The organism is Lactiplantibacillus herbarum, from assembly GCF_001039045.1.
GTDB classification, from domain to species: domain Bacteria; phylum Bacillota; class Bacilli; order Lactobacillales; family Lactobacillaceae; genus Lactiplantibacillus; species Lactiplantibacillus herbarum.
In genome coordinates this window covers 61,055-87,811 of sequence record NZ_LFEE01000036.1, presented here as the reverse complement: position 1 = coordinate 87,811, position 26,757 = coordinate 61,055, and the positions used below count along the sequence as shown (strand labels likewise).

Here is a 26,757-nt window from a genome sequence, read left to right as displayed (position 1 = left end):
CAAGTGATGATGGTGCATTTTGCCATCGTTGCTTGTCCGTAGCTAAGCGGAGGGCCCTGCCTGCTGGCGCACGTTTCAGCTATAAAGGTCAGGTGCGCAAAAGCCGAGGCAATTGGCTTTTGAAACACGTTTCGGCTATAAAATAAGAAGAGCAAAATGGAACCACGGCTAAGGTCGTAGTTCCATTTTTGTGTCCTAACTGTTAAGTGATCGGCGTTCCCAACTAGCTAGAGTAAAGTTTTCGCACACTGGCGAGCAGTCGCTTTGCCTGTCCTCACAGGGAAAAGCATGTTACACTTTTTGAAGAGTATATTATCGGAAGACTAACTATAGACTTGGAGTTGGTTAATGAAGGAGGATGTCGTGAAATTAACGTCAAATAAACAACGATTGATTGGGATTGCTGTGGTTGTGGCAGTCTTATTGATTGGCATCTTGATTTATCGTTATCATGGCACCTGGACCTTATTGCGGGAACGGGTCTTTAGTCAAGACGCAATCGTTGCCCAGGTTCGCCAACACCGGGCAGTCGACATCTTATTAGTAGTCCCGCTACTGATCTGTTTCTCAATCATTCCGGGTGCACCCGTGGCCATGATTAGTGTAGTTGCCGGGATCTGCTTTGGTAAGGGGCTGGGCGCTGTATTGAACATTATTGGTATTACACTTGGAAACTTGATTGCGCAACGTTTCTTTGGCCGGGTGTCGGAGCGACGAACCAAGGAACCTTCAAAATTAGTTGCCCAGATAGGCCGAATGCGACACCCTTTATTAGGTATTATGATTGGCTACACGGTACCCTTTATTCCGACCTCGTTAGTTAGTTTAGCTGCCGTTGAAACAGCGGTGACGCCCCGCCAATTAGCGCTAGCAACGTTTGTTGGTAGTATTCCCACGGCAGTGATTTACGCGTGGGGTGGCGATGCGCTGATTACGGCACATTTCAAGAAAGCACTGGTATTGGCAGTTATCGTGGTATTGCTACTGGGCTTGATTGGTTTGATCTACCGGGATCGACGACGAGACGCTAAAGTTGAGTAGGGTTAGGATAGTTTAAAAAGCAACAATAAAAAGATGACGAATAATCGTAACGGTAAGTTATGATCATTCGTCATCTTTTTAACTAAGTCATATCGCTTTCAGTTATGAGGCTGCTGACTGTGAGTGGGGCAGCTGCTTCATCTGGGCCGCAGTGAGTACGACTGTTTTGAGTGGTGCGAAGTGTTCCGACAGGTCAGAATGTGGATCAGATTGAAAAATCTCAATCGTATCGGTAGATAAATCTAATTGGTAAACTCGTCGAATACCCGGACCAGTCACATAAATGGCTGTTGCCGAGAAGGGCCGCCATGTAAAGCTAGTGGTTGGTAATACGTGCCAACAGGATAGTGCAGTGAAAGTTTCGTTAGGTGTCATTTTAATCTACTCCCTTCGTCTCTTATTATAGTTGCTTGAGATTGGCAGTCAAATTAAGGCCCTCATGCGGCATAATGCTGATTTTTGTGAAACGCTACTGGGTTATAGCGCTTGATGAAACATAAAAATCGTTTGAGATGATTGCAGGATGATAATTGCTATCAGTTGACAAAGCTTGCTATAGCAGTGATGCTCAGAAGCTTAGCTTGTTAAATGGTCATTGAATTGATACGGTATGTGCAGGGTGGTGAGGGGAATGAAGTTTGCAGACAATTTAAAGATTGTGCGGAAGCAAAGACAAATGACACAGGAAGATGTTGCGACCAAACTACATGTTTCTCGAAAGACGATTTCGAGTTGGGAAAACGAACGTAGTTATCCGGATATTGGGATGTTGGTGAAAATAAGTGAGGTCTATACGCTGTCGATTGATCGGTTATTAAAGGAGGACTTGGGAATGTTAAAACATTATGAAGCGCAGACGGTGGTTAATCAGCGACACGCTCACTTATTAGCAGGGGGCTATTACGTCATGGTTGGGGCATTATTCGTGAGTTACTTGATCACCTTACTAGGGTGGGGGAAAGCACCAGATAGTGTGATTGAAATTCTGTTGATTGCCATGACTTTAACGATGATTATGAACTATGATGACTTTGATCAATGGACGGTAACGTCACGACAAAAGTACGGTTTGCTGGCACTAGTCTTAATAGCGGTTAGCCTTAATCTTGCACTGGTTTTTCCTAAGTTAATCGCTGGGCTTCCAACGAGCAGTCAATTAGCACATTCTTCAACACCATTTTTAGCTGGTGAAGCCGTTGGTTACATGGTCAGAGGGGTTAGTGCACTATTTATTCGTCCCGCAGCATGCGTGTTAGCAATCGGAATACCATGGCACCAATATCGATAAACAGACTTAGTTAGAATATTTTGACGTAATCGGATGGTTGTCATCGCCAATAGTTAACTGCTGTGCTAAGATTAATATGTGTTGGAATTTTACTCATTACGAAAATTAAATTCGAAACGAATTATTTAAGGGAAATTACGGTTCGGTGTAGAAAGTCAGGTAGGATGACCATGAGTAAAGAAAAATCAGTAACGGTTGATAATACGGAAGAAACTGTTACGGAAATCTTAGAACCCACCGCAGAACTTGATAAGCAGATTGTGTCACCAGTTAAGGAGACGCGTAATCAAGCTATACGGTACATTTTATGGGGATTAATCGGTGTTGCGATTAACTTTGCTGTTTTTTATGTGACGTACCAAGTCTTCAGTATGGAGTACTTGATTGCTAACGGGATTGCTTGGGTAATCGCGGTGCAAGTCTCATTCTGGGTTGACCGTTGGAAGGTGTTCGATCACCATTCAAACCATGTGTATCGTGAGATGGGTAAGTTCTACGGAACTCGGATTGTCACTTATGTGGTTGAAGCTGTGATCTTATGGCTACTACTTTCAGTATTAGGAACCTCAGCAGTCTTAGCGAAGATTCTGGGCCAAGTTGGTGCCATTACGGGTAACTTCTTTTTCTCTAAGCTATATGTTTTTCGAAATAAATAAAAGTCAGAACGATGCCGGCGGATTTGTCGGTATTTTTTTATCTAAATAATGAAAGCGAATTAAGTGACAATTAGATTGCAGCAATCCTAAATATTTTTAATGATTCATTGAGAGTAGCTGTCTAAGCGGGAAACTTGTGGTTTAATAGCAATAACGATGGTAACTGTAACTATTTAGAGGAGTGCTCGCAATGCAGAAAAATGTTTGGCGTTTGTTCAAGACGCTGATCTGGATGGGATTATTAATTTTGGGCATCAGTCACTATGACACATTAGCACCGCAAGCAGTTTCGATATTTAATACGGGCAAAACAAATCTAGTCGCTGCTTTATCAGGTAACTTGTCTAGCCGATTAGTTGGTGTGGATGAGACTAATCAAACCTCGGAGAGTTCTGAGACTAGTAGCCATCAAAAAACGACAACTGATACCGAACAAGCTAGTACAACTAGTAGTTCAACAGCTAAGTCGGAATCAGCAACACCTATTGAGAGTATTGTTCAGAATACCAAGCTTAGTCGGACTTATTACTATTCATTTGACAGTGACTTACCACAGGCTGGGCGTGAGGTGTTCCAAGAAGCCGTTGCGACCTATAATAAGACTGGAATTGTGCATCTAGTTGCCGGTAAAGCTAGCAGTCACCAAAATTCAGTGACCTTCTCGATGTATCATAAGAAGGAGTCCGCGGATGCAACCACGCTGGAACTCGGTCACGGTGGTCCGATGATCACTAAGAGTGTTAGTTTCAGAGGAACTCAGTACTGGAATAATGCCAAGGCCAGTTTGAATGGTTCCTATTCAACCGCCTTCAGTAAGGCCGTTGCGGTCCATGAATTAGGTCATGCCCTAGGATTAGATCATAGTCAGTCAACGATTTCTGTCATGTATCCCGTGTCCCAAGGTCGCACTGAATTAGCCACGGCGGACATTGCTGCTTTGAAGACTATTTATCCAACTAACTCGTAAATGTAATTGCCGAACCTAGTGTAAGTTTTAGCCACATGGAACCAATCCTTCTATACTATAGGTGAATCAAAATATAGCAAAGGGGTTGTTTTCTATGGCTGCAACAGTTGCAATGAACAGTATGCTAGATGAAAAGATGACGGATGTATTTGATTGGAGTGATTCACAAGTGCCTGTGCGGGATGCAGTGTGGAATCATTACATGGATGCTAATGGTCACGATACTGATAAGACGGCTGATGAGGTGGCACCTTATATGAAGATGGATGATGCTAAGTTGAAGGCTGCGGTTGAAGCGCTTTTGAAGGTTTAGTCGTAATGACGACCGATATAAATAACTAAATTGAGAAGATCACTTTCTGTTGTGGAGAGTGATCTTTTTTTGTGTCACTCGTTATCTTGGTTATTGTTTATGAATTGAGATGGTTTGAATAGTGTTTTGTAGGGGGAAATGGCGAACGCGTACTACAACTTAATCAGTATCTTAAATCAGTTGTCATAGGGCTGATGTATAAAAATAGTTGTTATTTGGCAAATTTTGATAAGCAATACTTATAATGACGAGTTGTTCAAAAATTAAAAATAGAGATAAAAGCTGATTTCACGGTGTTTTTATGATATTCGAAAAATATCAGTATAACGAAACGTAATAACCCGCGCTTGCCGGTGGTGGCTATTTTGCTACTTAGGAATATTTATGTAATATAGGATGAATAGTAAGAACGACTAGCTTGTATTTTAAGTTTAAAAAAGTTAATAAGACCATAACTAGAAATAAAAGAAAAGTCACTGGATGACTAGGAATAGCAGCAGATAGGCAAAGGAATAATGGAAAACAAAATTAAATAAAAAAATTAATAACGGAGAAATAGCCTGTATGTTGGGATTCCACTTGCGAACAAAGAAACAAGTCAAAGATTAAGGGGTTGTACATTGTTCTGGGATGTGGTAAATTATGAACATGGTTAACGAATAGATAAAACAATTTAAGGGGATGTACTTCAATTATGAAAAAAGTTATGGGCGGACTATTGATGACAAGCACATTATTATTAGGGGCTGTTATGCCAATGGTGGCACACGCAGATGAAAACCGGACTGGTACTACTAATACGACGGCAACGTTTAAGGCTAACACGGATGTTGTTAATCCGGTTGACCCAACTGATCCAACAAAACCACTTGATCCAGATGGTACGGGTGATGGTAACGGTGCGCAAGCTGGTTCGGGATTATCATTGATTTATGCGCCAGTGACACTTGGTTTTAGTGATAGTGAAAAGCTTTCGATCGATACAGTCAATGATCAAGACTACATTGCGGCTGATGGTGATGGTACTAAGGGTACCAGTACTATGGGAAATACTGTTAAAGTTGGTTTACAAGTCTCTGACCAACGTGGGACTAGTGCGGGCTGGACATTAAATGTGACTGCCAGTGATGGTACCGTTGCAAGTGGTAATGCTGGTATGTCAACCTTAAAGGGTGCAACGTACAAATTACCTGTTGGTACAGCAACTTCTACTGGTGAGGGGACTGACAGTGGTGCAACTGCGCGTAATGGTGCCGTTGCTGCTGGTGCTGAAATCAGTGTGAGCGGTCAAGCTTCAACGTCAACTGATGGTACGTTGGTAGGTGCTGCTTCAGGTACGGTGTTATCAGCTGCCAATACTACTGGTTCTGGGATTACGTCTGACTTGATGAACCCAAATGATATTCTCTTACGTGTGCCAGCCAATGCTGCTGCAGCAAAGACTTACACGGGTACTTTAAACTGGACATTATCAGATACACCAGCTAGCTAATAATTAAAATGATTTTTTTAAGAGATGACTACTGCCGTGGCGGTAGACGTCTCTTTTACATATAACGTATAATAACAACATAAGGGGGCATGGTCGGCATGCGTAAATTAATGAAATGGGTCCTAACAGGGTTGGCAGGACTGGCAGTTTTCAGTAGTGGGCTACCAGCCCAAGCAGCTAAATCTAGCAGTTCTAATGGGACGACTAGTAACAATATCGGTTTTAGTGTAGCGGCACAGCTACCTAAGAACCAAATTGATGACAAAGAGTCATTCTTCGACCTTAAGATGGATAAAGGTCAAACGCAGACGTTAAAAACTACGATTTACAATTCAACGAATCGTGATATTAAAGTTACTTCTGCAATTCACACTGCATATACTAATACTGCGGGTGCGATTGAGTATGTCACTCCTGGGAAGAAGTATGATAGCTCATTGAAGTATAAGATGAGTGATATTACGAAGTTAGACGGGGCTAAGACAGTGACCGTTCCTGCCAATGGCTCCAAGGTCGTTAGTGCGACCGTTAAGATGCCAAGTGAACAATTCAATGGTGCAATTCTTGGTGGTTGGTACTTTAAACGGGTCAATGAAAAGGCTACCGGTGAAGTTAAGGGTGCTACAAATATTTCTAGTCAATATTCATACGTTCTGGGGATCAAGTACAGTTCGGGAACCACACCAGCACCAGTCTTGAAGTTGAGTGATGTCTCAGCTGGGATGGTTAACTATCATACTGGGGTTGTCGCAACTTTACGGAATACGGCTGCTGTGATGATTCCAAAGGGAACGCCGAATACGACGATTACCAGCAAGAACAGTGGTAAAGTCGTTAAAAAAGAAACGAAGAAGAATGTCATGATTGCACCAAATACGACATACAATTACCCACTACTATTTGGGAAGACTAAGTTGCAAGCGGGTACCTATCATTTACACATGGTTGCTAAGAATAGTGATCATAAGTGGACGTTTGATCGTGACTTTAAGATTACTGAAGCAACGGCTAAAAAGTACAATAAGAGCTCAATGGATAACAGTGGTATCAGTATCTGGTGGTTGGTTGCACTGGGTGCGTTAGGAATGTTAATTCTAGTACTCTTGGTACTATTAATTATCTTCTTAATCAGAAAAAAGCGGAAGAACAAGGGTAAGGACGAGGCTTAGTAAAGAAAGGGGGCAGGCAACGTGAAAAAATTAATATTAGGTTTACTAGCGGGCCTGTTGCTATTTATTTACCAACCGGTATGGAGTCAAGCACAATCGAATTCAATCGGAACCACAAAAACGCAGATTAGTTTCTACGAAGGTCCAACGACCAGTTCAGATGGCGACCAAATTAATGTTAATAAAGACATTGCCAAGAGTACGGGACCTTATCAAACGACTAAGGCTCAAGCGGCAACGATTTCTGGGTCATTACAGCAAGTGTTGAAATCGGGTCGTTTACCACAAACTGGTGAAAACGTTACACGGTACCAGCAGATATTGGGTGGAATGTTACTGTTAGCAATTTTGTTAATGTGGGTCTTCTACCGCCAATTACGAGGGGAGGGGCTGCAACGTGAAGAGTAAAAGTCATAAATTAATCTCGTTTGTGCTTATGTTGATAGCCCTAGTAGGTAGTGGCTGGCTGTTTAATAATCAGACTGCTGAGGCTGCTAATTCAGTTAAGCTTAGTGGTAAGTATTATGCAACGGGTAATGGGCGTGTCCCAGGGACTGGTTCTGGTAGTACGCTTAGCAATTATTCTACGTTATCAGGAGTTTCAGTTGATGTTGGTGCCGCTGGTAGTGATGGCGGTCAGCGAATTACTAGCTCCACTAAAAGTATTACAGTTACTATGAGTGGCAGTATGACGTTAAGTGCAGGTTCGGCCGAAACTTTTACGTCTGTTACGGTAAACGCATTAGCGACTGTTGATGGTAATAAGAATGCTGATAAAAAATCAGTGGTAACGACTCCTGCTACAGCAAAAACAATTACTGGTACAACGGCGACCCCCAGTACAAGCTACACGATGGGGGTAGATTTATCCGACATTAAAGGGGATATGCCACTATATATTGCTTTGGATTTTAGTACAACGCAAACGACGCACAATTACTATATGTTGGCGATTCTGTCGAATGATACTACGACGTTAAAACCAGACTTAGTAGATCCTAGTACTGGTTTGGGATTAACAACTAAAACGACTAGTATTTTAACAGGTGATACTAGTGGTGCTAGTAATCTTGGAGGAAATGTTGTCGATTTAACCTTCAATAGTATGACTATGACAGGAAAATTGGGTTCAGTTACAACTGGATATAATACTTATCAATTTGATTTAGGAGAAAATAAACTAGTTGGCGGAAGTACAGTAACCCTTAAAGAAAGTAATGCATTCGGGGATTATGGGACTAAATCTGTCACGGTTGCCGACGATCCACCGACAATTTCCTCAGATACAACTAATTTAAGCCTCTTACCTGATGAAGTTAGCGATGTTAGCAGCTTGAGTGATAGTGACTTCATTGCATGGTTAGTCAAGAAAGCCAATATTGTTGGTATAAATGCTGATACGAATAGTTCGGACGGTATTACGATTAAATCAGATACGACCGGTTTAGCAGATATTATTAAAGGCCTTGCAGATGGTGATAGTACGACGATTGATGTGTATGCCGAGAATAGTAATGGTACTAAGTCGGATACGTTGACCATCACGATAACCAAGCAACCGGGGACGTTATCATTCGATACAGTCAGCTCAGATATTGGCTTCGGTAGCATCACGATTCCTAATTCAGAAACATTGTATGCACCAACTAGTAGTTGGAATGTCACGGTTAATGATACGCGGGCAACTGGAGCGACTTGGACGGTTTCTGCTAGTGCGACACCGATGCAGAATGCCGATAAGAGTCGTACCTTGAAGGGAAATCTGGTCTATCAAGATGGCAGTAGTAAGACTGTTTTGACTAACAATTCAACACCGATTATGACAGGAACCAAAGCTAGTGGCACCGACATAACCAATGTCACCAGTGATTGGTCAGGGACGACTAAGGGAATCTTGTTAGATGCGCAATCTGGTATCTACGCTGATTCTTACAGTGGTACGGTTAATTGGACGTTATCAGATACAGCAACCAAATAATTAATGCAATCGTTGAACAATTTGTTCAACGATTTTTTTGTGCATTTAAAAAATAAAACGTTTACAAGTTCAGCTAACTTTGCTAATATATAGTCATTCGAACGACAACTCATTCGAATGACTATATATTCTATGAAAGGAGTATGTCTAATGGCATCTCGAGATTCAAAGGCCGCAATCATGGCCAGTAAACGTCAACTAAGTCTAACCAGTATGAAGTTTAACCGCTTTTTGTTATTCAGATATGTAACCGCTATCATCTTCTTCGTTAATTTATACTGGCTAGTTTTACTCGCTGGACTTGGTCGCGTGATGTGGTTATTGCCAGCATTACTGATGGTAATGGCTGGGACGGTGATGTTTGAACAGGCCGGTAAGTATTGGCATCCGACGAATCAATTGACCTTAACTAAATGGTATTACGGGATTCAGTTATCGGTGAACTTGGCCTTGATGGTGCTCGTCGTAAGCGGTCAATTATCGCTAGTTTATCCGTTCCTAACGAATCAGGCAGCGGTATGGCTAGTGATCTTTCTAGCAGTCGGCACCGCTATTTGTGGGTTACTAGAACGCCGTATTTACTTGGTAGAACACGACCGCGATCGGTACTTACAACATATTAAGCAGTTCGCTGCTAGCTTATAAATAAGATAGGGTGTGAATTTTGATGGATGAGAGTAATAACAAGTTATTTCAATTTTTAAATAATCATTTAATGGGTCCGATGGGTAAGTTAGCCCAGTTCCGAATTGTTCGAGGGGTTATGGCTGCCGGGATGGCGACCATTCCATTTACGATCGTGGGTTCAATGTTCTTAGTTATCAGCGTGTTACCACAGAGTTTCCCCGGCTTAGCCGAATTTTACGCGGTGACGTTCGATAAGATTACACCGTTATACATGTTAGCGAATGCGGCCACTATGGGAGTGCTATCGTTATACTTTTGCTTAGTCTTCGGTTATGAGTACACGAAGATTCAAGCACAAGAAGAAAAAATCGACATCAATCCATTGAATGGGGCCCTGATTTCAATGATGGCCTTCTTCATGTGCTTGCCAGAATTGATCTTCAAAGACGGCGCCATGACGTTGATCAACGTTTTCAATAAGAACTCTAAGATCATTGATGGTTGGGAAGTCAGTGGTGGGGTCACACGTTTAGGAACAACCGGTATCTTTACTGCCATCATCATGTCGATTATTGCAGTTAAGATTTACGCCACTTGTGTCAAACGTAATTGGACAATCAAGATGCCGGATACGGTACCAACCGGCGTTTCACGTTCATTTACAGCATTGATTCCAACTGCTTTAATTGCAATAACAGTTATGGTTATCAATGGCTTATTAGTTGTTTTTGGAACGGACATTTACAAGGTCGTTGCAATTCCATTCAGCTTTGTGACTTATTTGACGAATACTTGGCTTGGTTTATTGGTTGTTTACTTTGTCATGCACGCACTCTGGTTAGTTGGGATTCATGGTGCTACCATCGTAACTTCTTTCTTAACACCAATCGTATTGTCGAACATGGTAGCCAATAATCATGGGGGTAACATTCCGTTTGCCGGTGAATTCAATAACTGTTTTGTTACTATCGGTGGTTCTGGTGCAACTTTAGGAATGGTTATCTTCATTGCCTTCTTTGCTAAGTCTGCTCAATTGGGTGCACTTGGGAAGGCCAGTATCGTACCAGCTTTCTTCAATATCAATGAACCAATCTTGTTTGGGATGCCAGTTGTGTATAATCCATACACGGCGATTCCTTTCTTCTTAGCACCAATGACTTCAATGTCGATCGCATACTTTGCAATTAAGTGGCACATGGTTAAACCACCAATTGCGCAAGTTGCATGGCCAACTCCTGTTGGGTTATCTGGTTTCGTTGGTTCCGGTGGTGATTGGCGTGCATTCGTCTTAGCCATTGTTTGTGCGTTAGTCGCATTTGTCATTTGGTTCCCATTCATCAAGTTCTACGACAACAAGTTGTTTGTCCAAGAACAGAGTGGCGTCAAAGCAGCGTAGTTTTCGAGCCGGTCGGTGGTCCGTGTAACTGCTGGCTGGCTATTATCAGTAGTGTTAAATGAGGAGGAGTTATTGATGACTAAGTTTCCAGAAGGCTTTTTATGGGGTGGTGCGGTAGCCGCTCATCAATTTGAAGGTGGCTGGCAGGCTGACGGCAAGGGTGTCAGTATTGCGGATGTTATGACGGCCGGGAGTAACGAACAAGTCCGTAAGATCACGAACGGTATCTTACCTGGAGAGAACTACCCTAACCACGAGGCGATTGATTTTTATGGCCACTATCGAGAAGACGTTAAGCTGTTTTCAGAGTTAGGTCTGAAGTGTTTCCGGACCAGCATCGCTTGGACGCGAATCTTTCCTAATGGTGATGAAGATGAGCCGAACGAAGCGGGATTGAAATTCTACGATGATCTATTTGATGAACTGTTGAAATACAACATTGAACCAGTGATTACGCTATCTCACTTTGAGATGCCGTACCATTTAGTCACGGAGTACGGTGGCTGGCGCAATCGTAAGATGATTGACTTCTTCGTCAAATTTGCCGATGTCTGTTTCAAACGGTACCAACATAAGGTTAAGTATTGGATGACCTTTAATGAAATCAATAATCAGACTGGTCTGAACGAATGGGCACTCTTTACCAATTCAGGTGTTCAGGTTCAATCAGACGAAGATGCTGAAAAAGTGATGTACCAAGCAGCCCACTACGAAGCAGTTGCTAGCGCCTTAGCAGTTCAAATTGGTCACAGTATCAACCCTGATTTCCAAATTGGGTGTATGTTAGCGATGGGGCCTACCTACCCAGCAACGTCCGCACCAGCTGACGTAATGAAGGCGGAACGGTCGATGCAAGCTGGGTACTGGCTTGCTGACGTTCAGTGTAAAGGGCGTTATCCTAAGTGGTTACAACGTTACTTCGACCGGCGTCAATTCGATTTAGACATGCCGTTAAGTGATCTGGATGTGTTACAAGCCGGTAAGGTTGACTACATTGGCTTTTCATACTATGCTTCCCACGTCATCAAAGCCGCTGAAGATGAACCAGCCGACTTCATGACGCCAACTCACAATCTGGAAGTTCCTAATCCAGCGTTACACCGTTCGGACTGGGGCTGGGAGATTGATCCAGTTGGGTTACGTTACGCCTTGAATTGGTTTAGCGAACGCTATGACCTACCGCTATTCATCGTAGAAAATGGCTTGGGTGCGTTTGATCAAGTGACTGATGAGGGTCAAATCCATGACGATTATCGGATTGGTTATCTGCGTCAACACATCGAACAAATGGCGCTAGCCGTTGATGTAGATGGTGTTGATCTGATGGGTTACACGCCGTGGGGCTTCATCGATCTCGTTTCAGCTGGAACTGGGCAGATGGACAAACGCTATGGCCTGATCTATGTCGATAAGAACGATGCGGGCGAGGGAACATTAGCCCGTGGTAAGAAGGATTCATTTGATTGGTTCCATAAAGTAATTGCAAGTAATGGTGCCGATCTTAGTTAAAAGCGTATAATCTTAAATAACGACCAGCGCGGAAGCCAACGACAGTCGGCGACCGCGCTGGTTTTATTGATAGAACGAATTGAGGAGTTAGAGCATGGCACACTTAAATGCAAATGCGTTAGCACAACAGATTATTGCCGACATTCAGTCTGGGAGTCTAGCGGATGATCAACTAAAGCTACCAGCAGAACCGGAATTAATGACGCACTATCAAGTGACGCGTTATACGCTACGGCAAGCATTGAAGCAACTGGGAAATATGGGCTATACTTACCAAACACACGGGGTAGGGACGTTTGTCCGGCCGCAACAGACGACTAATTCGATTGCCTTGGAACATAACGGTGGTTTGGCGGACGAAGTGGCCCGTACTGGGAGCCAGTTAACGACTAAAACGGCCGAACAGCGGTTGATTGACGTTGCGGATGCGGATTTCTTGCCTGCAGCCAGTCATTTTGAAGCTGGCGAAAAGTTGATTGAGATTCGCCGTTTTCGTGAATTAGACGGGCAACCGTACTTGATGGAACGCTCATATTATCTGCAATCAGTGATCAAAACGATTCCGGACTCAGCGCTGTACGATTCACTGTTCAATTACTGTGAGCAACAGCGGGAAACGAAGATTGGTTTTATTGATCAGTCAATCATGAGTGAGCCGTTACCCGCTGCAGCTAGTGATTTCATGGCTTTACCAGTAGGTGCACCAAGTTTAGTTGTTCAAGATGAATCATATTTAATCACGGGACAGCTATTAGCCTTTTCTAAGCAGTATTATAATTACAAAATGGCAAAATTGTTCATGGTTAAAAAAATTCATTAGTTATTGAGAAGCCTTGTCATTACGCTAATTAGGGTGGTATTTATCCTGAAGATGATAATTCAATGAAAATATAAACGTTGACAAGCGATTTCTTACATGGTTTACTAATATTTGTAAATTGAAATGGGAGGATGACTAATATGTCATTAACAAATAACCTTCAATTGAATAATCAGTTTGCCTTTAGCTTTTTCTTTAGATAGCGTTTGTATTCGAAGATGGATACAAACGCGCGCACTGCGTTTGTATCTATCGGGAGCTAAAGTTATTTCAGTATGACTTAGACACCAGATAGATGCGGGTACAATCTATCTGGAGAAAATTATCGGGCCCGATAAAAAACACCAGTTAGATTCTACTCAGAATCTAACTGGTGTTTTTTATTTTCTGGCGAGGCCATCAAGACGTTGATGGGCAGAGTGGGCAAGCAGGCGGTTAGAGACTGAGCATAGCATAGGAGTAGTGATGATGGTGTTCCTTGCCATCGTTACTGCTCCGTAGCTAAGCGGAAGTCTCTGCCTGCTGGCGTACGTTTCGGCTATTAAGATTAGTAAAGTCAAACCTGATTCAGCAACTCATTCAAAACTCACACACAACCAATAAGGGGAAATTCAAAATGAAAAAAGCAATGTTAGGCTCATTAGTATTAGGATTGGGATTATTATTAGCTGGTTGCGGTAACCAGACAAAAAGTAATGAAAAGACAGTATCAGTTGGGATTTTACAAGTGGTTCAACATGGGTCACTCGATCAGGCACGTAAGGGATTCAAGGCTGGTTTACAGAAGGAACTCGATGCGCATGGTGACAAAACCAAGGTTAAGTATCACTACTTAAACGCGCAGGGGGATCAGAGTAACTTGAACACGATGAGCCAGCAACTCGTTCAACAGAAAAATGATTTGTTAGTCGGCATTGCAACGCAATCAGCGCAAGCATTGGCAAAGAAAACGACTACGACGCCAATCTTAGTTACGGCGGTAACGGATTTGAAAGGGGCTGGACTCGTTAAGAGCACGACTAAGCCTCAGACCAACGTCAGCGGGACCAGTGATTTAATGCCAGTTGGCAAGCAGTTGAAGTTATTGAAGAGCATGACGACGAGTGACAAACCGTTAGGAATTATGTACAACTCATCGGAAGAAAATTCGGTTTTACAAGTCAATATTGCAAAGAAGTACGCCAAGCAACATAACCTGAAATTAAAAGTTGTCAGCGCCACGAGTACCAATGACATTGCCAGCGTCTTAGCTGGATTAGAAGGTAAGATTTCTGGACTGTACTTGCCAACGGATAATTTGATGGCTAGTGCCATGAAGACGATTGGTCAGAAGACCAAAGCAGCTAAGTTGCCAGTCGTAACGGGTTCGATTGAAATGGCTGAAGACGGTGGAACAGCCACGTACGGCTTAGACTTCCACGAACTCGGTGAACAAACCGGTAAGATGGCTTACAAAGTCTTGATCAAGAAGCAAAAACCACAGACGATGGCTGTTCAAACTGCTGAAAAGTTACACTTATACGTTAACAAGGCTAACGCTACAGCAATCGGTTTGAAACCAAGCACCATCAAACAACCGTAAGAAAGGGGCACGACACGATGTTAGTTACGAGTATTGGACAAGGATTACTTTGGGCACCGTTAGTTATCGGGGTGTTCCTCACATTTAGAATCTTAGATATTCCGGATTTGACCACTGAAGGTAGTTTTCCACTTGGTGCTGCGATTACGATTAGCATGATGCTGAACGGTCAATCCGCAGTCGTCGCAACGTTGATGGGATTCATCGCCGGATGCTTAGCTGGCTGGGTGACTGGGATTTTGGACACTAAGTTAAAAATGCCCTCACTTCTGGCTGGAATCTTAACGATGACCGGATTATATTCAATCAACATGCATATCATGGGCAAGGCCAACTTACCGCTACTTGATCAACGAACGTTATTAGGATTATTGCCAGCGGAATGGTCGTTGAATCTACAGACAATCATTGTTGGTGGGGTAATCGTGCTGGTTGTCGTTGGCGGGCTCATCTGGTTATTCCGAACACGCCTAGGCTTGTCGCTGATGGCAACTGGTAACAATCCCGCCATGAGTGCCGCTAACGGAATTTACACAGATCGAATGGTCATTATTGGTTACATGTTATCCAACGGTTTAATTGCTTTGTCAGGTGGCCTGATTGCTCAGAGTAATGGCTATGCTGATATCGGTATGGGTATCGGAACCATCGTAATTGGTTTAGCTTCCGTCCTAGTCGGTGAGATTTTCCTACATGGTCGTAAGATGTGGATTCGACTCACTGGGATGGTTGTCGGGGCGATTATTTATCGTTACCTGTTGACTTTAGCGATGGGATTAGGATTCCCGGTCAACGATTTAAAAATCTTATCCGCCGTTATCTTAGTTATCGTGATTTGCCTGCCGTTGTTACAGAATAAATACCGGACGAAGCGTCAGCTGAAACGGTACCTCAAACAGATTGGAGTCGATGAAAATGCCACAAACAGCCATCCTGAACGTCGAACACTTACAAAAGGTCTTTTTTCCCGGAACCAGCAACGAACGCCACGTCTTAAAGGACGTGAACTTGACGATTGAACCCGGTGACTTTGTATCCGTGATTGGAAACAACGGGGCTGGTAAATCGACTCTATTGAATACAATTGCCGGAACGCTGAGTGTCGATGCCGGTGAAATTAATTTGGCTGAACACCGGGTAACCAATAAACCCGTAGCGTACCGGTCACGCTGGGTATCACGGGTGTTCCAAGACCCTAAGATGGGGACTGCGGGGGATTTGAGTGTTGCGCAGAACTTAACCTTAGCGGAAAAGCACACCGGCAGTTTGAGCTTACGGCGTTATCGTCGTAAAGGGCAGACTGAACGCTATTTAGACCTATTATCGAGCCTGAACATGGGCTTAGAAAATCGTCTCAATACCCAGGTTAAGTATTTATCTGGTGGACAACGGCAGGCGTTATCACTCTTGATGGCAACGCTCAGCCAACCGCAGTTACTATTGCTGGATGAACACACCGCTGCATTAGATCCACAGACCAGCCATGAAGTGATGGAATTGACGCAACAAATTGTCACAGAGCAACACCTAACTTCGTTGATGATCACCCATAAGCTGAGTGACGCGTTGACGTACGGCAACCGATTAGTCATGGTGCAGGATGGTCAGATTAAGTTGGATGTCCGGGGAGCTGAAAAGCAGGCGTTACATGCTGAAGATTTGATGGGGTTATTTGAAAGCTAATTCGGTATTCTTTTTGAATGAGCTTCAGAAGGTAGACTGATTCAAGCTATTTGAAGATATTGAACTAATTAGTATTTAGTTGTTCTTAGTCAACGCACTAGACCTGTGTTGGCTTTTTTGTATTCTACATGTTCTGCTAGTATTGAAATTATCAATTATGAATCTGCGTGGTTAAGCAATATGTAGCACTATGACTCTCAAAAATAAGATTTTAAACCAGCGCTTGAAATTTAGATGTGTTATTATAGAGACATAAAAGGAACCGGTAGTGGTATACCGATTCCCCTTGCAAGCCGCTTCAAAGGCGGTGGCAAGTGACAGACAACTTAAATAAAAAATCGCCCATAACTCGCTAAAGTTATTTGGTGGGCGATTTTTTATTTGCGGTCGTTTTTACGGTCAACAAGAATCATTAATGTCGCAAATGCAATCATCAATGATAGTGCCTGAAAGACAGACATGTTGGAACCTTTCAAAATTTTCGCAAATCATTGGCATCAATCCTTTCAGATGTGAAGCCCTCGCCCTTAAAACTTCTTACAGCCTAATTTTAACATAGGGTTAGATGGATCATGATGTGGAGAGGTCTAAGAAAAATTAATGATAACGTTTTCAAAATATATGTGAATTTTCGTACAATGTCGGTTATAATAGACCTAATAACTTAAACATCATAGGAGGTTGTTCAAATGACAACAACTGAAATTAAAAATAACGATTTTAAAGACGTGGTTTTTAACCGCCAATCCGTACGTGAATTCGATCCCAATTTCAAGATTGATCCAGCTGAATTACAAGCAATGATCGATGAAGCTATCAGCGCACCATCTGCATGTAACTTGCAATCATGGCACTTTGTCGTTGTTAATAGTGATGAAGGTAAAGCAAAGGCCAAATCAGTATTGATGCCATTCAACCATCCTCAACTCGATTCTTGTTCCGCAATGATCTTCGTACTGGGTGATACCCAATCACACTTGGTTTATCGTGACGTTTGGAATAAGGCTTGTGAAGAAGGGCGAATTACACCTGAAAAACGTGATCAAATCTTCAATACCTTCTTACCAATGTATGAAAAAGCTACTCCTGACTTCTTGAAGATGGATGCTACCATCGATGGTAGTATGGCTGCCATGCAACTCTTGTTAGTTGCACGTGCTCACGGCTACGATGCTAATCCAATTGCCGGTTACGCTGCAGGAAAAGTTGCAACGACCTTTGGCTTGGATGCTAGCCGTTACGTACCAGTTATGGCGATTGCCGTTGGTAAAAAAGCTAGCGAGCCAATTACAACAACCCGTTACGCTGGGACTCAAGTGACTGAATTTATCTAATATCGAATTTTCCGAGCTCACGAAGCAATTCGTGAGCTTTTTTGATGTAATTGAGTGAAAGCTAAATAAATGATTGCACATGAGAGCCCTTATGGAATAAGGGTTTTATGCTGAATTCTATAATTTGCTTAGAATTTTAGTTAGTTTTTGTTGTATTAGACTAACTAAGGTGCTAATATTATCATCATTCAAATCAAGGAGGTCATATTTAATGACAATTGATAATCGAGATTTATTCAAAAACTTTGGTAACTTACTACAAAACCGAGCACTACTAATGGCAGTGGCACAGCAATATCATTTCGGTGGGCAAGGTAACGAACGCAGTGGTCGCGGACAAATGGGAATTCTACGCGTATTAGTCGATGCACCGGCTGGCCTGACTAACGCGGAAATTGCGGAAATTCTGGATATTCGGCCTAGTTCCGTGAGTGCCACACTCAGTCGTTTGGAAGAAGCCGACCTCATTGTTCGCGAACCTAGTATCCACGATAAGCGGGTGGTCATTATCCGTTTGAGTGACAAGGGTCGTGAAATGGCTGATAACCGGGCACAGGGGACTAACGATTTTGTTGATCAATTATTCGGAAACTTTACGGATGAAGAGCGTGAACAGTTTCAGCGGCTACTCACCAAGTTAGGCGAAAATGCCAGTAAGATTGACGTTCAAGACGTGATGAATTTCAGTCACGAACATGGTTGGGGTGGCCGTCCTAGTTGGGGACACGGCCGCAACTGGTTCAATTAAATAAAATGAGAATTCGAGGCATAGGAGAATGGGACGACCACAAGCAACATCGCCAGAATTAGCGGGCGGTAAATTTGATTTAAAGAGTTTTTTGAAATTAATTCGGCAGACGAGCCCACGGTATTGGCAGCTCTGGGTAGGGTTAGCGCTAGGATTGCTGGCAACTGGAGCCCAATTGATGGTACCGAAGTTTGCTCAGACACTGATCAATGGGTTTAGCCACGGCATCAACCAGACATTATTAATCGGAGTTATCGGTCTATTCCTAGTCAGTGCGTTAATCAGCGCGCTTTCGGGTTCCTTATTAGGAATCTTTGGTGAAAACGTCGTTGCTAATTTACGAAATACGCTCTGGCATAAATTAGTTCGACTACCAGTCAGTTATTTCGACAACGTGAAGACGGGTGAAATGACGTCTCGGCTAGTTAACGATTCTACGCAGATCAAGGATTTGTTAGCGAACGCCTTTCCACAAGTTGTGACGTCGATCATGCAGCTAGTTGGGGCCATCGTGATTATGGTACTGATGGACTGGAAGATGACGCTGATCATGGTGTTAGCCGTACCTGCCGTTCTATTAGTGATGTTTCCAATTATGAAACAGACGGGCAAAATCGGTCGGCAACGCCAAGATGCACTGGCTGATTTTAGCGGCACCGCTGATGAAACGTTGAGTGAGATTCGATTAGTAAAATCATCCAACGCGGAACCATTTGAAACGACGACCGGTTCAGGAAAGATTAAATCCTTATATCAGATCGGCTTACGAGAAGCGATTTATGATTCAATCTCAGGGCCAGTGATGACAGCGACAATGACGGCTTTGTTCGTTGGGGTATTAGTCTACGCTTCCGCTCGGGTTGCTAGTGGTACCATGACGATGGGGACGTTGGTTTCATTCTTAATGTACCTCTTCCAAATTATTGGACCTGCCGGCACGTTAGGCCAATTCTTCACGACGTTGGCAAAGGCTAGTGGTTCAACGGAACGGATCCGGGATTTATTGATTGAGCAAGAAGAACAATTAACCATTGGGGATGACCAATCCGTTGCTGATCAAACGTTAGCAATGAAACACGTCGACTTTGCTTATGAAGATGACGGGCAACAGATTTTACGCGACGTTAGTTTTGAAGCCAAACCGAATACGGTCGTAGCCTTTGCTGGGCCTTCCGGCGGTGGTAAATCAACGGTCTTCGGCTTGTTGGAACGTTATTATCAACCTAGTGCTGGTCAGATTACCATTGGCGACCAAGCGATTGATAAATTGAGTATCAACAGTTGGCGTTCCCAGATAGGTTATGTCAGTCAGGATTCCGCAATTATGGCGGGGACGATTCGGCAGAACTTAACGTACGGGGCTGATCAGTCGTATAGTGATGAAGAACTCTGGCACGTTTTAGAGTTAGCGTCAGCCGCCGACTTTGTTCGCGCAATGGTCGATGGCTTGGATACCCAAGTTGGTGAACGCGGCGTTAAAGTCAGTGGTGGTCAACGTCAACGGTTAGCGATTGCGCGGGCCTTCCTTCGTGATCCAAAGATTTTGATGTTAGACGAAGCGACGGCTAGTTTGGATTCTGAGTCCGAAGCAATGGTTCAAAAGGCTTTGGGTGAATTGATGAAGGGCCGAACAACGTTAGTGATTGCACACCGATTGAGTACAATCGTTGACGCTGATCAGATTTACTTCATTGAAAATGGTCACGTCAGCGGTTCAGGAACTCATCAGGAATTGATGGCGGATGTACCGCTATACCGGGACTATGTGAAGATTCAATTTAAAGACTAAAAAAACTGGTTCATCACCGTGATGTGGGCACACGGTGATGAACCAGTTTTTATTTGGATTAAGGTGTCGCGGTTTTAGCCATCGTTTGACCAACAGTACTTGTGTATTCACGTTCGCCCAGCGTGTTCGGATGAAGATTATCAATGACAAACCAATTGTCATTGTCCTGTGCGACGTAGAGCCAATCTATTAAGTGAACATTGTTATACTTTTTAGCTGCATCAGCAATTAACTGGTTATTGCTGTCCTGCCAGCTTTTGCCAGGAACCCGCGTATTGACCCAGTAAATCTGGTGGCTACTGCCAATCTGTTCAATGATACTGTCAATCTCACTCGCACTAGTGGGGCCATTCGTGCCTAGGTTGATCAGGACGTTTTTTTGAATGGCGTTATCTGTTTTAAGTTGGCTAATGATTGCCGGTGCTGCTTCTACTTGGCGGCCGACCTTAGCGTTGTCGTTGAATTGACCGAAGATTTGTTTGAGATCAGGCGTAGTGCGCACCATGATTGAATCTCCGATACCGGTGACTTTGAGCTGTTTTAGCACGGTTATTTCATGATTAGATAATTGATACTTTTCTCCTAAGTCGGTTGCGGCAACGGTGTGAGTTGCCCTCTTAGTTTTGGTCTTACCCGTAAGCTTGTTACTAATATTAACGACTTGTTTCTTTAGTGTTGGCGTTGGAACAATGAGTGCTCCGCCGATAAAAATGACGGCAAAAATCCCCAGTAACCAATAGACTAACTTCTGATGTTTCATGTTGCACCTCCATGCTCCGCTATAAGATTAGTCTAGACTGGAAACGGTGTCAATTGTGAAATCAAGCTGGATAACGTTAGTCAGTGTTGTAGCAAGTTTGTAAGGAATTCATGCAAACTGAGTCAATACTGATGTTGGCAAGTGGAGATCAACTTGTTAGACTGGGGATAGGAGGCGAAGTCGATGCAAAAGAAGACGTGGGGATTAGTATTGGCAGGCGCGGGGGCATTTCTCTGGGGAAGTTCTGGAACGGTCGCGCAACACTTATTTAATACGACAGCAATCTCACCATTATGGTTGGTTGCACTTCGAATGTTGGTTTCAGGGGCGTTACTGATTGGTTACGGAATCGGCCGCCGATTGCCAGTATTAGCGGTGTTCAAGCAACCACGAGCAGCACTAAAACTGATCGCGTTTAGTCTGTTTGGTATGGCGGGGGTTCAATTGACCTATTTCATGGCGATCAGTACGGGGAATGCCGCGTTGGCCGCAATCTTACAATTCTTATCACCAGTATTAATTATTTTGTACTTAGCGGTGACGACGTGGCGTTTGCCCAGTAAGCTGGATGTCATTTCCGTCGTTATGGCGGTGATTGGGACGATCTTAATCGTGACACAAGGGCACTTACATTCATTAGCATTACCAGTTATTGCAATTATTTGGGGCTTACTAGCGGCGGTCGGTGCCACGGTTTATACACTGATGCCGGTAAGTCTCTTGAAAACGTATGGCGCTACAACGATTGTCGGCTGGTCGATGCTGATCGGTGGTGTTCTGGTCTTAATTGGGACTGGTGCGTGGCGAGATATGCCACAGCTATCAGTTGGAGCCTGGCTGCAAGTGAGCTTTGTCGTTATTTTTGGGACAATGTTAGCTTACCTATTTTTCTTACAGAGCCTTGAGTTTATTTTACCCACCACGGCCAGTGTTTTAGGAGCCATCGAGCCTTTAGCCGCAACGATTCTGAGTGTGGTCTTTCTAAATGTCCACTTCAATCTGATCGGCATTATTGGGGCAATCCTGATTGTCGGTGTAACGTTGCTGCAATTCATCGCTACTAGAATGGTTGGCTTTGCACCACATGATGACAACTAAGCAAATGTAGACTACGTTTAAAGTTCGTGGTGTTATGATAGACGGAATAGGCATTGGTTGAAAGAAAGGATGACATGATTAAGATGGATCTTGTGATTAAACGCGATGGATTGGACCTGCAAGCACGATTGGAAGAGCCAGCGGTGGTAGGGTCGACGTTAGCAATTCTGATGCATGGTTTCACAGCCGATATGGGTTATGATGAAACGCGGATCATTCCCCGATTGGCAGCGGCTTTACTGGAACATGGTGTTGCAACGCTGCGTTTTGACTTTAACGGCCATGGCCGCAGTGCGGGGCGTTTTCAAGATATGACGGTACTCAACGAGATTGCGGATGCCAAGGCAGTCTTGGACTATGCACTGACGCTTAATTATCAGCGCATCATCCTAATTGGTCATTCTCAGGGGGGCGTCGTTGCTAGTATGCTGGCAGGGTATTATCCTGAACAGATTGCTCAATTGATCTTGTTGGCACCAGCTGCGACATTAAAAAGTGATGCGCAAAAGGGCGTTTTACAAGGTAGTACGTATGATCCTAAACACGTACCCGCAGAATTATCACTAGTGAACGGGTTAATGGTAGGCGGATTCTACCTTCGGACAGCACAAACGCTACCGATTTATGAAATTGCGCAGCAGTATACTGGTCCGGTGGAATTGATTCACGGAACGGCGGATACGGTGGTTGATCCGCAAGCTTCAGAACGCTACCATGAAATCTATCAAAATAGTCACTTGCACCGATTAGCTGGCGCTGACCATTCATTTATGGGAGCAGCGGGGACGGAAGCAATTCAGGTCGTATTGGAGTGTGTTGATCATGACAGAAGCAACTAAATTAGCTTTAACGCACGTTTTGAAAATCAGTGTGCCGAATTATGCGGAAGCTTGGGTGATTGCGGAATCATCAGACGACGAAGATAATCACATGCACTTGTTTGCGTATCAAATTCCAACTGCTTTTGACTTGCTGAACTCGTTAGGTGGACTAGGTGTTCAGTTCAACGTGGCTTATATTGAAGGTGATTCTAATAGTGAGCCAATAGTTGTTTCAATCAATGAGCCAATCGAAATTGAAATTCAGTCCATTCCAAACGACGTGCTAAGATTCAAGGCATTGGGCTAGTATGGAGGAAAACTGAATGACAAAACGGTTGGCTTTTTTGAAAACCATGCTGACAGCAAGTGGTTTAATAACTCTAATTTTAGCTGTGTATCGAGCTGGTCAGAAAATTAAACTGAAGTAAGGGAACTCTGGGTGACGAGGCGTTAATTAACGGCTTACTACCCGGAGTTTTTTGATAGTTATGAATGGAAAAACGCTCTAATTAGCAGCCTACTTTTAGCAAGCAAGCGTATTATTCCATTCACGAATAATACACCGGCGTAATCTGAATTGAACGGACTGTCGTTCGGCCGTATGATTATCTTGTAAATTTTAAAGGAGATGACTCATATGGCAGAACAACCATGGGACTTGCGTCGCGTTCTTGATGAAATCAAAGATGATCCTCAGAACTATCACGAAACAGACGTTGAAGTCGATCCAAATGCAGAACTTTCAGGTGTTTATCGGTATATTGGTGCCGGCGGGACTGTGCAACGGCCAACTAAGGAAGGCCCTGCAATGATGTTTAATAATGTTAAGGGTTTCCCTGACACCCGGGTATTAACTGGGTTAATGGCTAGCCGTCGTCGGGTTGGGAAGATGTTCCACCACGATTACCAAACGTTAGGTCAATACTTGAACGAAGCCGTTTCAGCACCCGTTCAACCAGTAACGGTTGATGAAAAAGATGCGCCAACTCATGAAGTTGTCTACAAGGCAACTGATGAAGGCTTTGATATTCGCAAGTTAGTGGCAGCGCCTACTAATACGCCACAAGATGCCGGTCCATACATTACGGTCGGGGTTGTCTTCGGCTCAAGCATGGACAAGTCTAAGAGTGACGTTACGATTCACCGGATGGTCTTAGAAGATAAGGACAAACTTGGGATCTACATCATGCCTGGTGGTCGTCATATCGGGGCCTTCGCTGAAGAATACGAAGCTGCTAACAAGCCAATGCCCATCACAATCAATATTGGTTTGGACCCAGCAATCACAATTGGGGCTACTTTTGAAGCACCTACTACACCATTCGGTTACAACGAACTTGGGGTTGCCGGTGCGATTCGGAACGAGGCCGTTCAATTAGTTGACGGAATCACCGTTGATGAAAAGGCGATCGCCCGTTCTGAATACACGCTGGAAGGATACATCATGCCTAACGAACGGATTCAAGAAGACATCAACACCCACACGGGTAAAGCGATGCCTGAATTTCCAGGTTACGATGGTGATGCTAATCCAGCCTTACAAGTGATCAAAGTTACGGCAGTTACTCACCGTAAGGACGCTATCATGCAGAGTGTTATCGGACCTTCCGAAGAACACGTCAGCATGGCCGGTATTCCAACCGAAGCAAGTATCTTGCAGTTGGTTGACCGCGCTATTCCTGGTAAGGTGCTCAACGTTTACAATCCACCAGCTGGTGGCGGTAAGTTGATGAGTATCTTGCAGATTCACAAGGAAAACGAAGCCGATGAAGGGATTCAACGGCAAGCCGCGTTATTAGCTTTCTCTGCCTTTAAGGAATTGAAGACCGTTATCCTAGTTGATGAAGACGTTGATATTTTCGATATGAACGACGTTATCTGGACGATGAATACACGTTTCCAAGCGGATACCGACTTAATGGTCTTATCTGGGATGCGTAATCACCCATTGGATCCATCAGAACGGCCACAATACGATCCAAAATCAATTCGTTTCCGCGGGATGAGTTCGAAATTAGTTATCGATGGTACCGTGCCATACGACATGAAAGACCAATTCGAACGCGCCCAATTCATGGAAGTCGATGATTGGGAAAAGTATTTGAAATAAGAAAGATGACGCAATCAAAGCAGTCATATGATGCCGTCAATCGTATGAAACTGTAACGATTAGTGTCTGTAGTTGAAAATTAGTGTGAGCCGCCAGACCACCTCGTGCTGGACTGGCGGTTTTTCACTGCCAAAAATGAAGGGAGCGATTGTACCGTGAACAAGAGAACGATTGGCTTTTTTAGTGGGATTGCCGTATTTTTCATTATCTACTTACTACCGATTGCCGGTTTATCCGCTAAGGGCCAAATGGATTTAGCATTGAGTTTGATGACTGTTGTTTGGTGGGCCACTCAGATTGCGCAACCAGCGTTTGTTGGTGGGATTTACCTGATGTCGTTGATTATTTTAAACGTCGCAACACCTAAGCAGGTCTTTTCATCGGCGTGGACGGGTTCAATTATGTGGTTAGTGATTGGAGCCTACCTGATTGCCGGTGCTGTTAATGAATCTGGTCTGGGTCAACGAATCGCGTATGCGTTTATTATTAAATTTGTCCGTAGTTGGAAGGGAATCGTTATTTCGATCTTCGCGCTGACTTTTATCCTTGCGCTACTTATTCCACATCCATGGCCACGTGCCTTCATGATCATGTCAGTGATTACAGTGGTTGCGGAAACGGCGCACATGCCTAAACGCGATCTTGCTAAACTTGGACTGGCAGTCTTTGCTGCTTCATGCCCATTATCTGGGGTCTTCTATACTGGTGATACGTCACTGAACCCATTAGCTGTTGCAGCTTCAGGTCAGAGCGTTAACTTTGTCTCATACTTTGTTTATATGGGTGTGCCAATGATCATCGCGGCACTCTTAACGATGTTTGTCTTCTTATTCTTATTCAAACCAAGTCAAGAAGTACACATTGACGTTGATGCCTTGAAATTACAACAATCACAATTAGGCGCCGTAACGGGTAAGGAAATCCGTACTGTTGTTTGGTTGATCATTGCAATTGCACTCTGGTTAACGAGTGGGATCACTGGCTTAGATGTTGGGTGGTTAACGTTAGGTGTCGCACTGATGATGAGCTTACCAGTTGTCGGTGACATCTTAACGGCCAAATCGTGGGAAGGTGTGCCCGTTAACGTGCTCGTCTTCTTAACCTCAGCGATTGCCATTGGTAACGTTGGTGCGGTTACTGGTATGAATAGTTGGATTGCGAAGACGTTGATTCCAAGCAACTTACCAACTAATATTTACCTATTAGCGATTGTAATCACGATTTTTGCCATGATCATCCACATGTTCATGGGTTCCGTAATTGCTGTTATGGGAATTACGATTCCGGCCTTTGTAGCGGCAACTTCTCACATGGGAATTTCACCATTGGCTGTTTCATTATTAGTCTTCTCCGTAACTAACTTGCATTACATCTTGCCATTCCATAACTTGGCAGTCTTAGTAGGCAGCGACCCTGATACTGGTGGTGGCTACACGCAAAAAGACGTGATGCGTCTTGGGATTCCTTTGACTGGGGTTGTCTTTATCGTCGCACTGGTTGAAATGTTCTGGTTCCATTTGGTGGGATTGGCTTAATAAAGAGTGTGACAGCAGGCGGTTAGGGACCGAGCATAGCC

General features: G+C 43.7%; 27 protein-coding genes. 24 read left to right on the top strand and 3 right to left on the bottom strand.

Annotated features, from left to right (window positions below; translation table 11 throughout):
* Positions 1-363: 363 nt before the first annotated feature.
* Positions 364-1,041, top strand: coding sequence for a TVP38/TMEM64 family protein (locus ACG95_RS11000; RefSeq protein WP_048000582.1), 678 nt, complete (start codon positions 364-366; stop codon positions 1,039-1,041).
* A 102-nt stretch (positions 1,042-1,143) separates the two neighbouring features.
* Here the strand turns inward: ACG95_RS11000 and ACG95_RS10995 are convergent, their stop codons facing one another.
* A complete protein-coding gene (locus tag ACG95_RS10995; RefSeq protein WP_048000553.1) occupies positions 1,144-1,416 on the bottom strand; it encodes a hypothetical protein in 273 nt (90 codons plus the stop codon).
* Positions 1,417-1,672: 256 nt separating this feature from the next.
* Here ACG95_RS10995 and ACG95_RS10990 point away from each other — a divergent pair, with 256 nt between their 5' ends.
* The 15 genes from ACG95_RS10990 to ACG95_RS10920 all read left to right on the top strand — a co-directional run bounded on the left by ACG95_RS10990 (position 1,673) and on the right by ACG95_RS10920 (position 16,521).
* Positions 1,673-2,329, top strand: a complete 657-nt coding sequence (locus tag ACG95_RS10990) for a helix-turn-helix transcriptional regulator (protein WP_048000552.1) — start codon at positions 1,673-1,675, stop codon at positions 2,327-2,329.
* Between the two features lie 170 nt (positions 2,330-2,499).
* Entirely contained in the window at positions 2,500-2,985 is a 486-nt protein-coding gene (locus tag ACG95_RS10985; protein WP_048000551.1) for a GtrA family protein, read from the top strand.
* A gap of 190 nt (positions 2,986-3,175) precedes the next feature.
* Positions 3,176-3,952 (top strand): matrixin family metalloprotease, encoded by a 777-nt coding sequence (locus ACG95_RS10980; RefSeq protein ID WP_048000550.1) that lies wholly within the window; start codon positions 3,176-3,178, stop codon positions 3,950-3,952.
* Between the two features lie 94 nt (positions 3,953-4,046).
* The gene (locus tag ACG95_RS10975) at positions 4,047-4,265 is read left to right on the top strand and encodes a P8 family protein (RefSeq protein WP_048000549.1); all 219 of its coding nucleotides are present in this window, start codon (positions 4,047-4,049) and stop codon (positions 4,263-4,265) included.
* A 694-nt stretch (positions 4,266-4,959) separates the two neighbouring features.
* Entirely contained in the window at positions 4,960-5,757 is a 798-nt protein-coding gene (locus tag ACG95_RS10970) for a WxL domain-containing protein (RefSeq protein WP_048000548.1), read from the top strand.
* A 98-nt stretch (positions 5,758-5,855) separates the two neighbouring features.
* A complete protein-coding gene (locus tag ACG95_RS10965; protein WP_048000547.1) occupies positions 5,856-6,926 on the top strand; it encodes a WxLIP family cell surface protein in 1,071 nt (356 codons plus the stop codon).
* 21 nt (positions 6,927-6,947) lie between these two features.
* On the top strand, positions 6,948-7,334 hold the full coding sequence (locus ACG95_RS10960; protein WP_048000546.1) for an LPXTG cell wall anchor domain-containing protein: 387 nt from the start codon (positions 6,948-6,950) through the stop codon (positions 7,332-7,334).
* Complete coding sequence (locus ACG95_RS10955; RefSeq protein WP_053072779.1) at positions 7,324-8,904, top strand: WxL domain-containing protein; 1,581 nt, start codon at positions 7,324-7,326, stop codon at positions 8,902-8,904. The genes ACG95_RS10960 and ACG95_RS10955 overlap by 11 nt, the downstream gene beginning before the upstream one ends.
* Positions 8,905-9,054: 150 nt before the next feature.
* On the top strand, positions 9,055-9,549 hold the full coding sequence (locus ACG95_RS10950) for a hypothetical protein (RefSeq protein WP_048000545.1): 495 nt from the start codon (positions 9,055-9,057) through the stop codon (positions 9,547-9,549).
* A gap of 22 nt (positions 9,550-9,571) precedes the next feature.
* Positions 9,572-10,927 (top strand): PTS cellobiose transporter subunit IIC, encoded by a 1,356-nt coding sequence (gene celB / locus ACG95_RS10945; RefSeq protein ID WP_048000544.1) that lies wholly within the window; start codon positions 9,572-9,574, stop codon positions 10,925-10,927.
* 75 nt (positions 10,928-11,002) lie between these two features.
* Positions 11,003-12,436, top strand: a complete 1,434-nt coding sequence (locus ACG95_RS10940; protein ID WP_048000543.1) for a 6-phospho-beta-glucosidase — start codon at positions 11,003-11,005, stop codon at positions 12,434-12,436.
* Positions 12,437-12,530: 94 nt separating this feature from the next.
* Positions 12,531-13,256, top strand: a complete 726-nt coding sequence (locus tag ACG95_RS10935) for a GntR family transcriptional regulator (protein WP_048000542.1) — start codon at positions 12,531-12,533, stop codon at positions 13,254-13,256.
* A gap of 616 nt (positions 13,257-13,872) precedes the next feature.
* Positions 13,873-14,838 carry an ABC transporter substrate-binding protein gene (locus ACG95_RS10930; RefSeq protein WP_048000541.1) on the top strand — a complete coding sequence of 322 codons (966 nt, stop codon included), beginning with the start codon at positions 13,873-13,875 and terminating at the stop codon, positions 14,836-14,838.
* A 17-nt stretch (positions 14,839-14,855) separates the two neighbouring features.
* Positions 14,856-15,857: an ABC transporter permease gene (locus tag ACG95_RS10925; RefSeq protein WP_048000540.1), complete on the top strand. Its 1,002-nt coding sequence runs from the start codon at positions 14,856-14,858 to the stop codon at positions 15,855-15,857.
* Entirely contained in the window at positions 15,754-16,521 is a 768-nt protein-coding gene (locus ACG95_RS10920; RefSeq protein ID WP_048000539.1) for an ABC transporter ATP-binding protein, read from the top strand. Before ACG95_RS10925 ends, ACG95_RS10920 begins: the two co-directional genes overlap by 104 nt.
* Positions 16,522-16,898: 377 nt before the next feature.
* Here the strand turns inward: ACG95_RS10920 and ACG95_RS14815 are convergent, their stop codons facing one another.
* Positions 16,899-16,982 (bottom strand): putative holin-like toxin, encoded by an 84-nt coding sequence (locus tag ACG95_RS14815; protein ID WP_237756500.1) that lies wholly within the window; start codon positions 16,980-16,982, stop codon positions 16,899-16,901.
* Between the two features lie 228 nt (positions 16,983-17,210).
* Here ACG95_RS14815 and ACG95_RS10915 point away from each other — a divergent pair, with 228 nt between their 5' ends.
* The 3 genes from ACG95_RS10915 (at position 17,211) to ACG95_RS10905 (ending at position 20,392) form a co-directional block, all read left to right on the top strand.
* Positions 17,211-17,855, top strand: a complete 645-nt coding sequence (locus tag ACG95_RS10915; protein WP_048000538.1) for a nitroreductase family protein — start codon at positions 17,211-17,213, stop codon at positions 17,853-17,855.
* Between the two features lie 211 nt (positions 17,856-18,066).
* A complete protein-coding gene (locus tag ACG95_RS10910; RefSeq protein ID WP_048000537.1) occupies positions 18,067-18,603 on the top strand; it encodes a MarR family winged helix-turn-helix transcriptional regulator in 537 nt (178 codons plus the stop codon).
* Between the two features lie 28 nt (positions 18,604-18,631).
* A complete protein-coding gene (locus ACG95_RS10905; RefSeq protein WP_048000536.1) occupies positions 18,632-20,392 on the top strand; it encodes an ABC transporter ATP-binding protein in 1,761 nt (586 codons plus the stop codon).
* A 58-nt stretch (positions 20,393-20,450) separates the two neighbouring features.
* On the opposite strand, the gene ACG95_RS10900 is transcribed toward ACG95_RS10905, so the two are convergent.
* Entirely contained in the window at positions 20,451-21,152 is a 702-nt protein-coding gene (locus tag ACG95_RS10900; RefSeq protein WP_048000535.1) for an SGNH/GDSL hydrolase family protein, read from the bottom strand.
* A 183-nt stretch (positions 21,153-21,335) separates the two neighbouring features.
* Here ACG95_RS10900 and ACG95_RS10895 point away from each other — a divergent pair, with 183 nt between their 5' ends.
* The 5 genes from ACG95_RS10895 to ACG95_RS10875 all read left to right on the top strand — a co-directional run bounded on the left by ACG95_RS10895 (position 21,336) and on the right by ACG95_RS10875 (position 26,716).
* A complete protein-coding gene (locus ACG95_RS10895; protein ID WP_048000534.1) occupies positions 21,336-22,250 on the top strand; it encodes an EamA family transporter in 915 nt (304 codons plus the stop codon).
* Between the two features lie 83 nt (positions 22,251-22,333).
* On the top strand, positions 22,334-23,089 hold the full coding sequence (locus ACG95_RS10890; RefSeq protein WP_048000580.1) for an alpha/beta hydrolase: 756 nt from the start codon (positions 22,334-22,336) through the stop codon (positions 23,087-23,089).
* Positions 23,073-23,378 carry a hypothetical protein gene (locus ACG95_RS10885; protein WP_048000533.1) on the top strand — a complete coding sequence of 102 codons (306 nt, stop codon included), beginning with the start codon at positions 23,073-23,075 and terminating at the stop codon, positions 23,376-23,378. Before ACG95_RS10890 ends, ACG95_RS10885 begins: the two co-directional genes overlap by 17 nt.
* A gap of 330 nt (positions 23,379-23,708) precedes the next feature.
* A complete protein-coding gene (locus tag ACG95_RS10880; RefSeq protein WP_048000532.1) occupies positions 23,709-25,181 on the top strand; it encodes a UbiD family decarboxylase in 1,473 nt (490 codons plus the stop codon).
* A gap of 155 nt (positions 25,182-25,336) precedes the next feature.
* On the top strand, positions 25,337-26,716 hold the full coding sequence (locus ACG95_RS10875; protein WP_048000531.1) for an SLC13 family permease: 1,380 nt from the start codon (positions 25,337-25,339) through the stop codon (positions 26,714-26,716).
* Positions 26,717-26,757 lie beyond the last annotated feature (41 nt).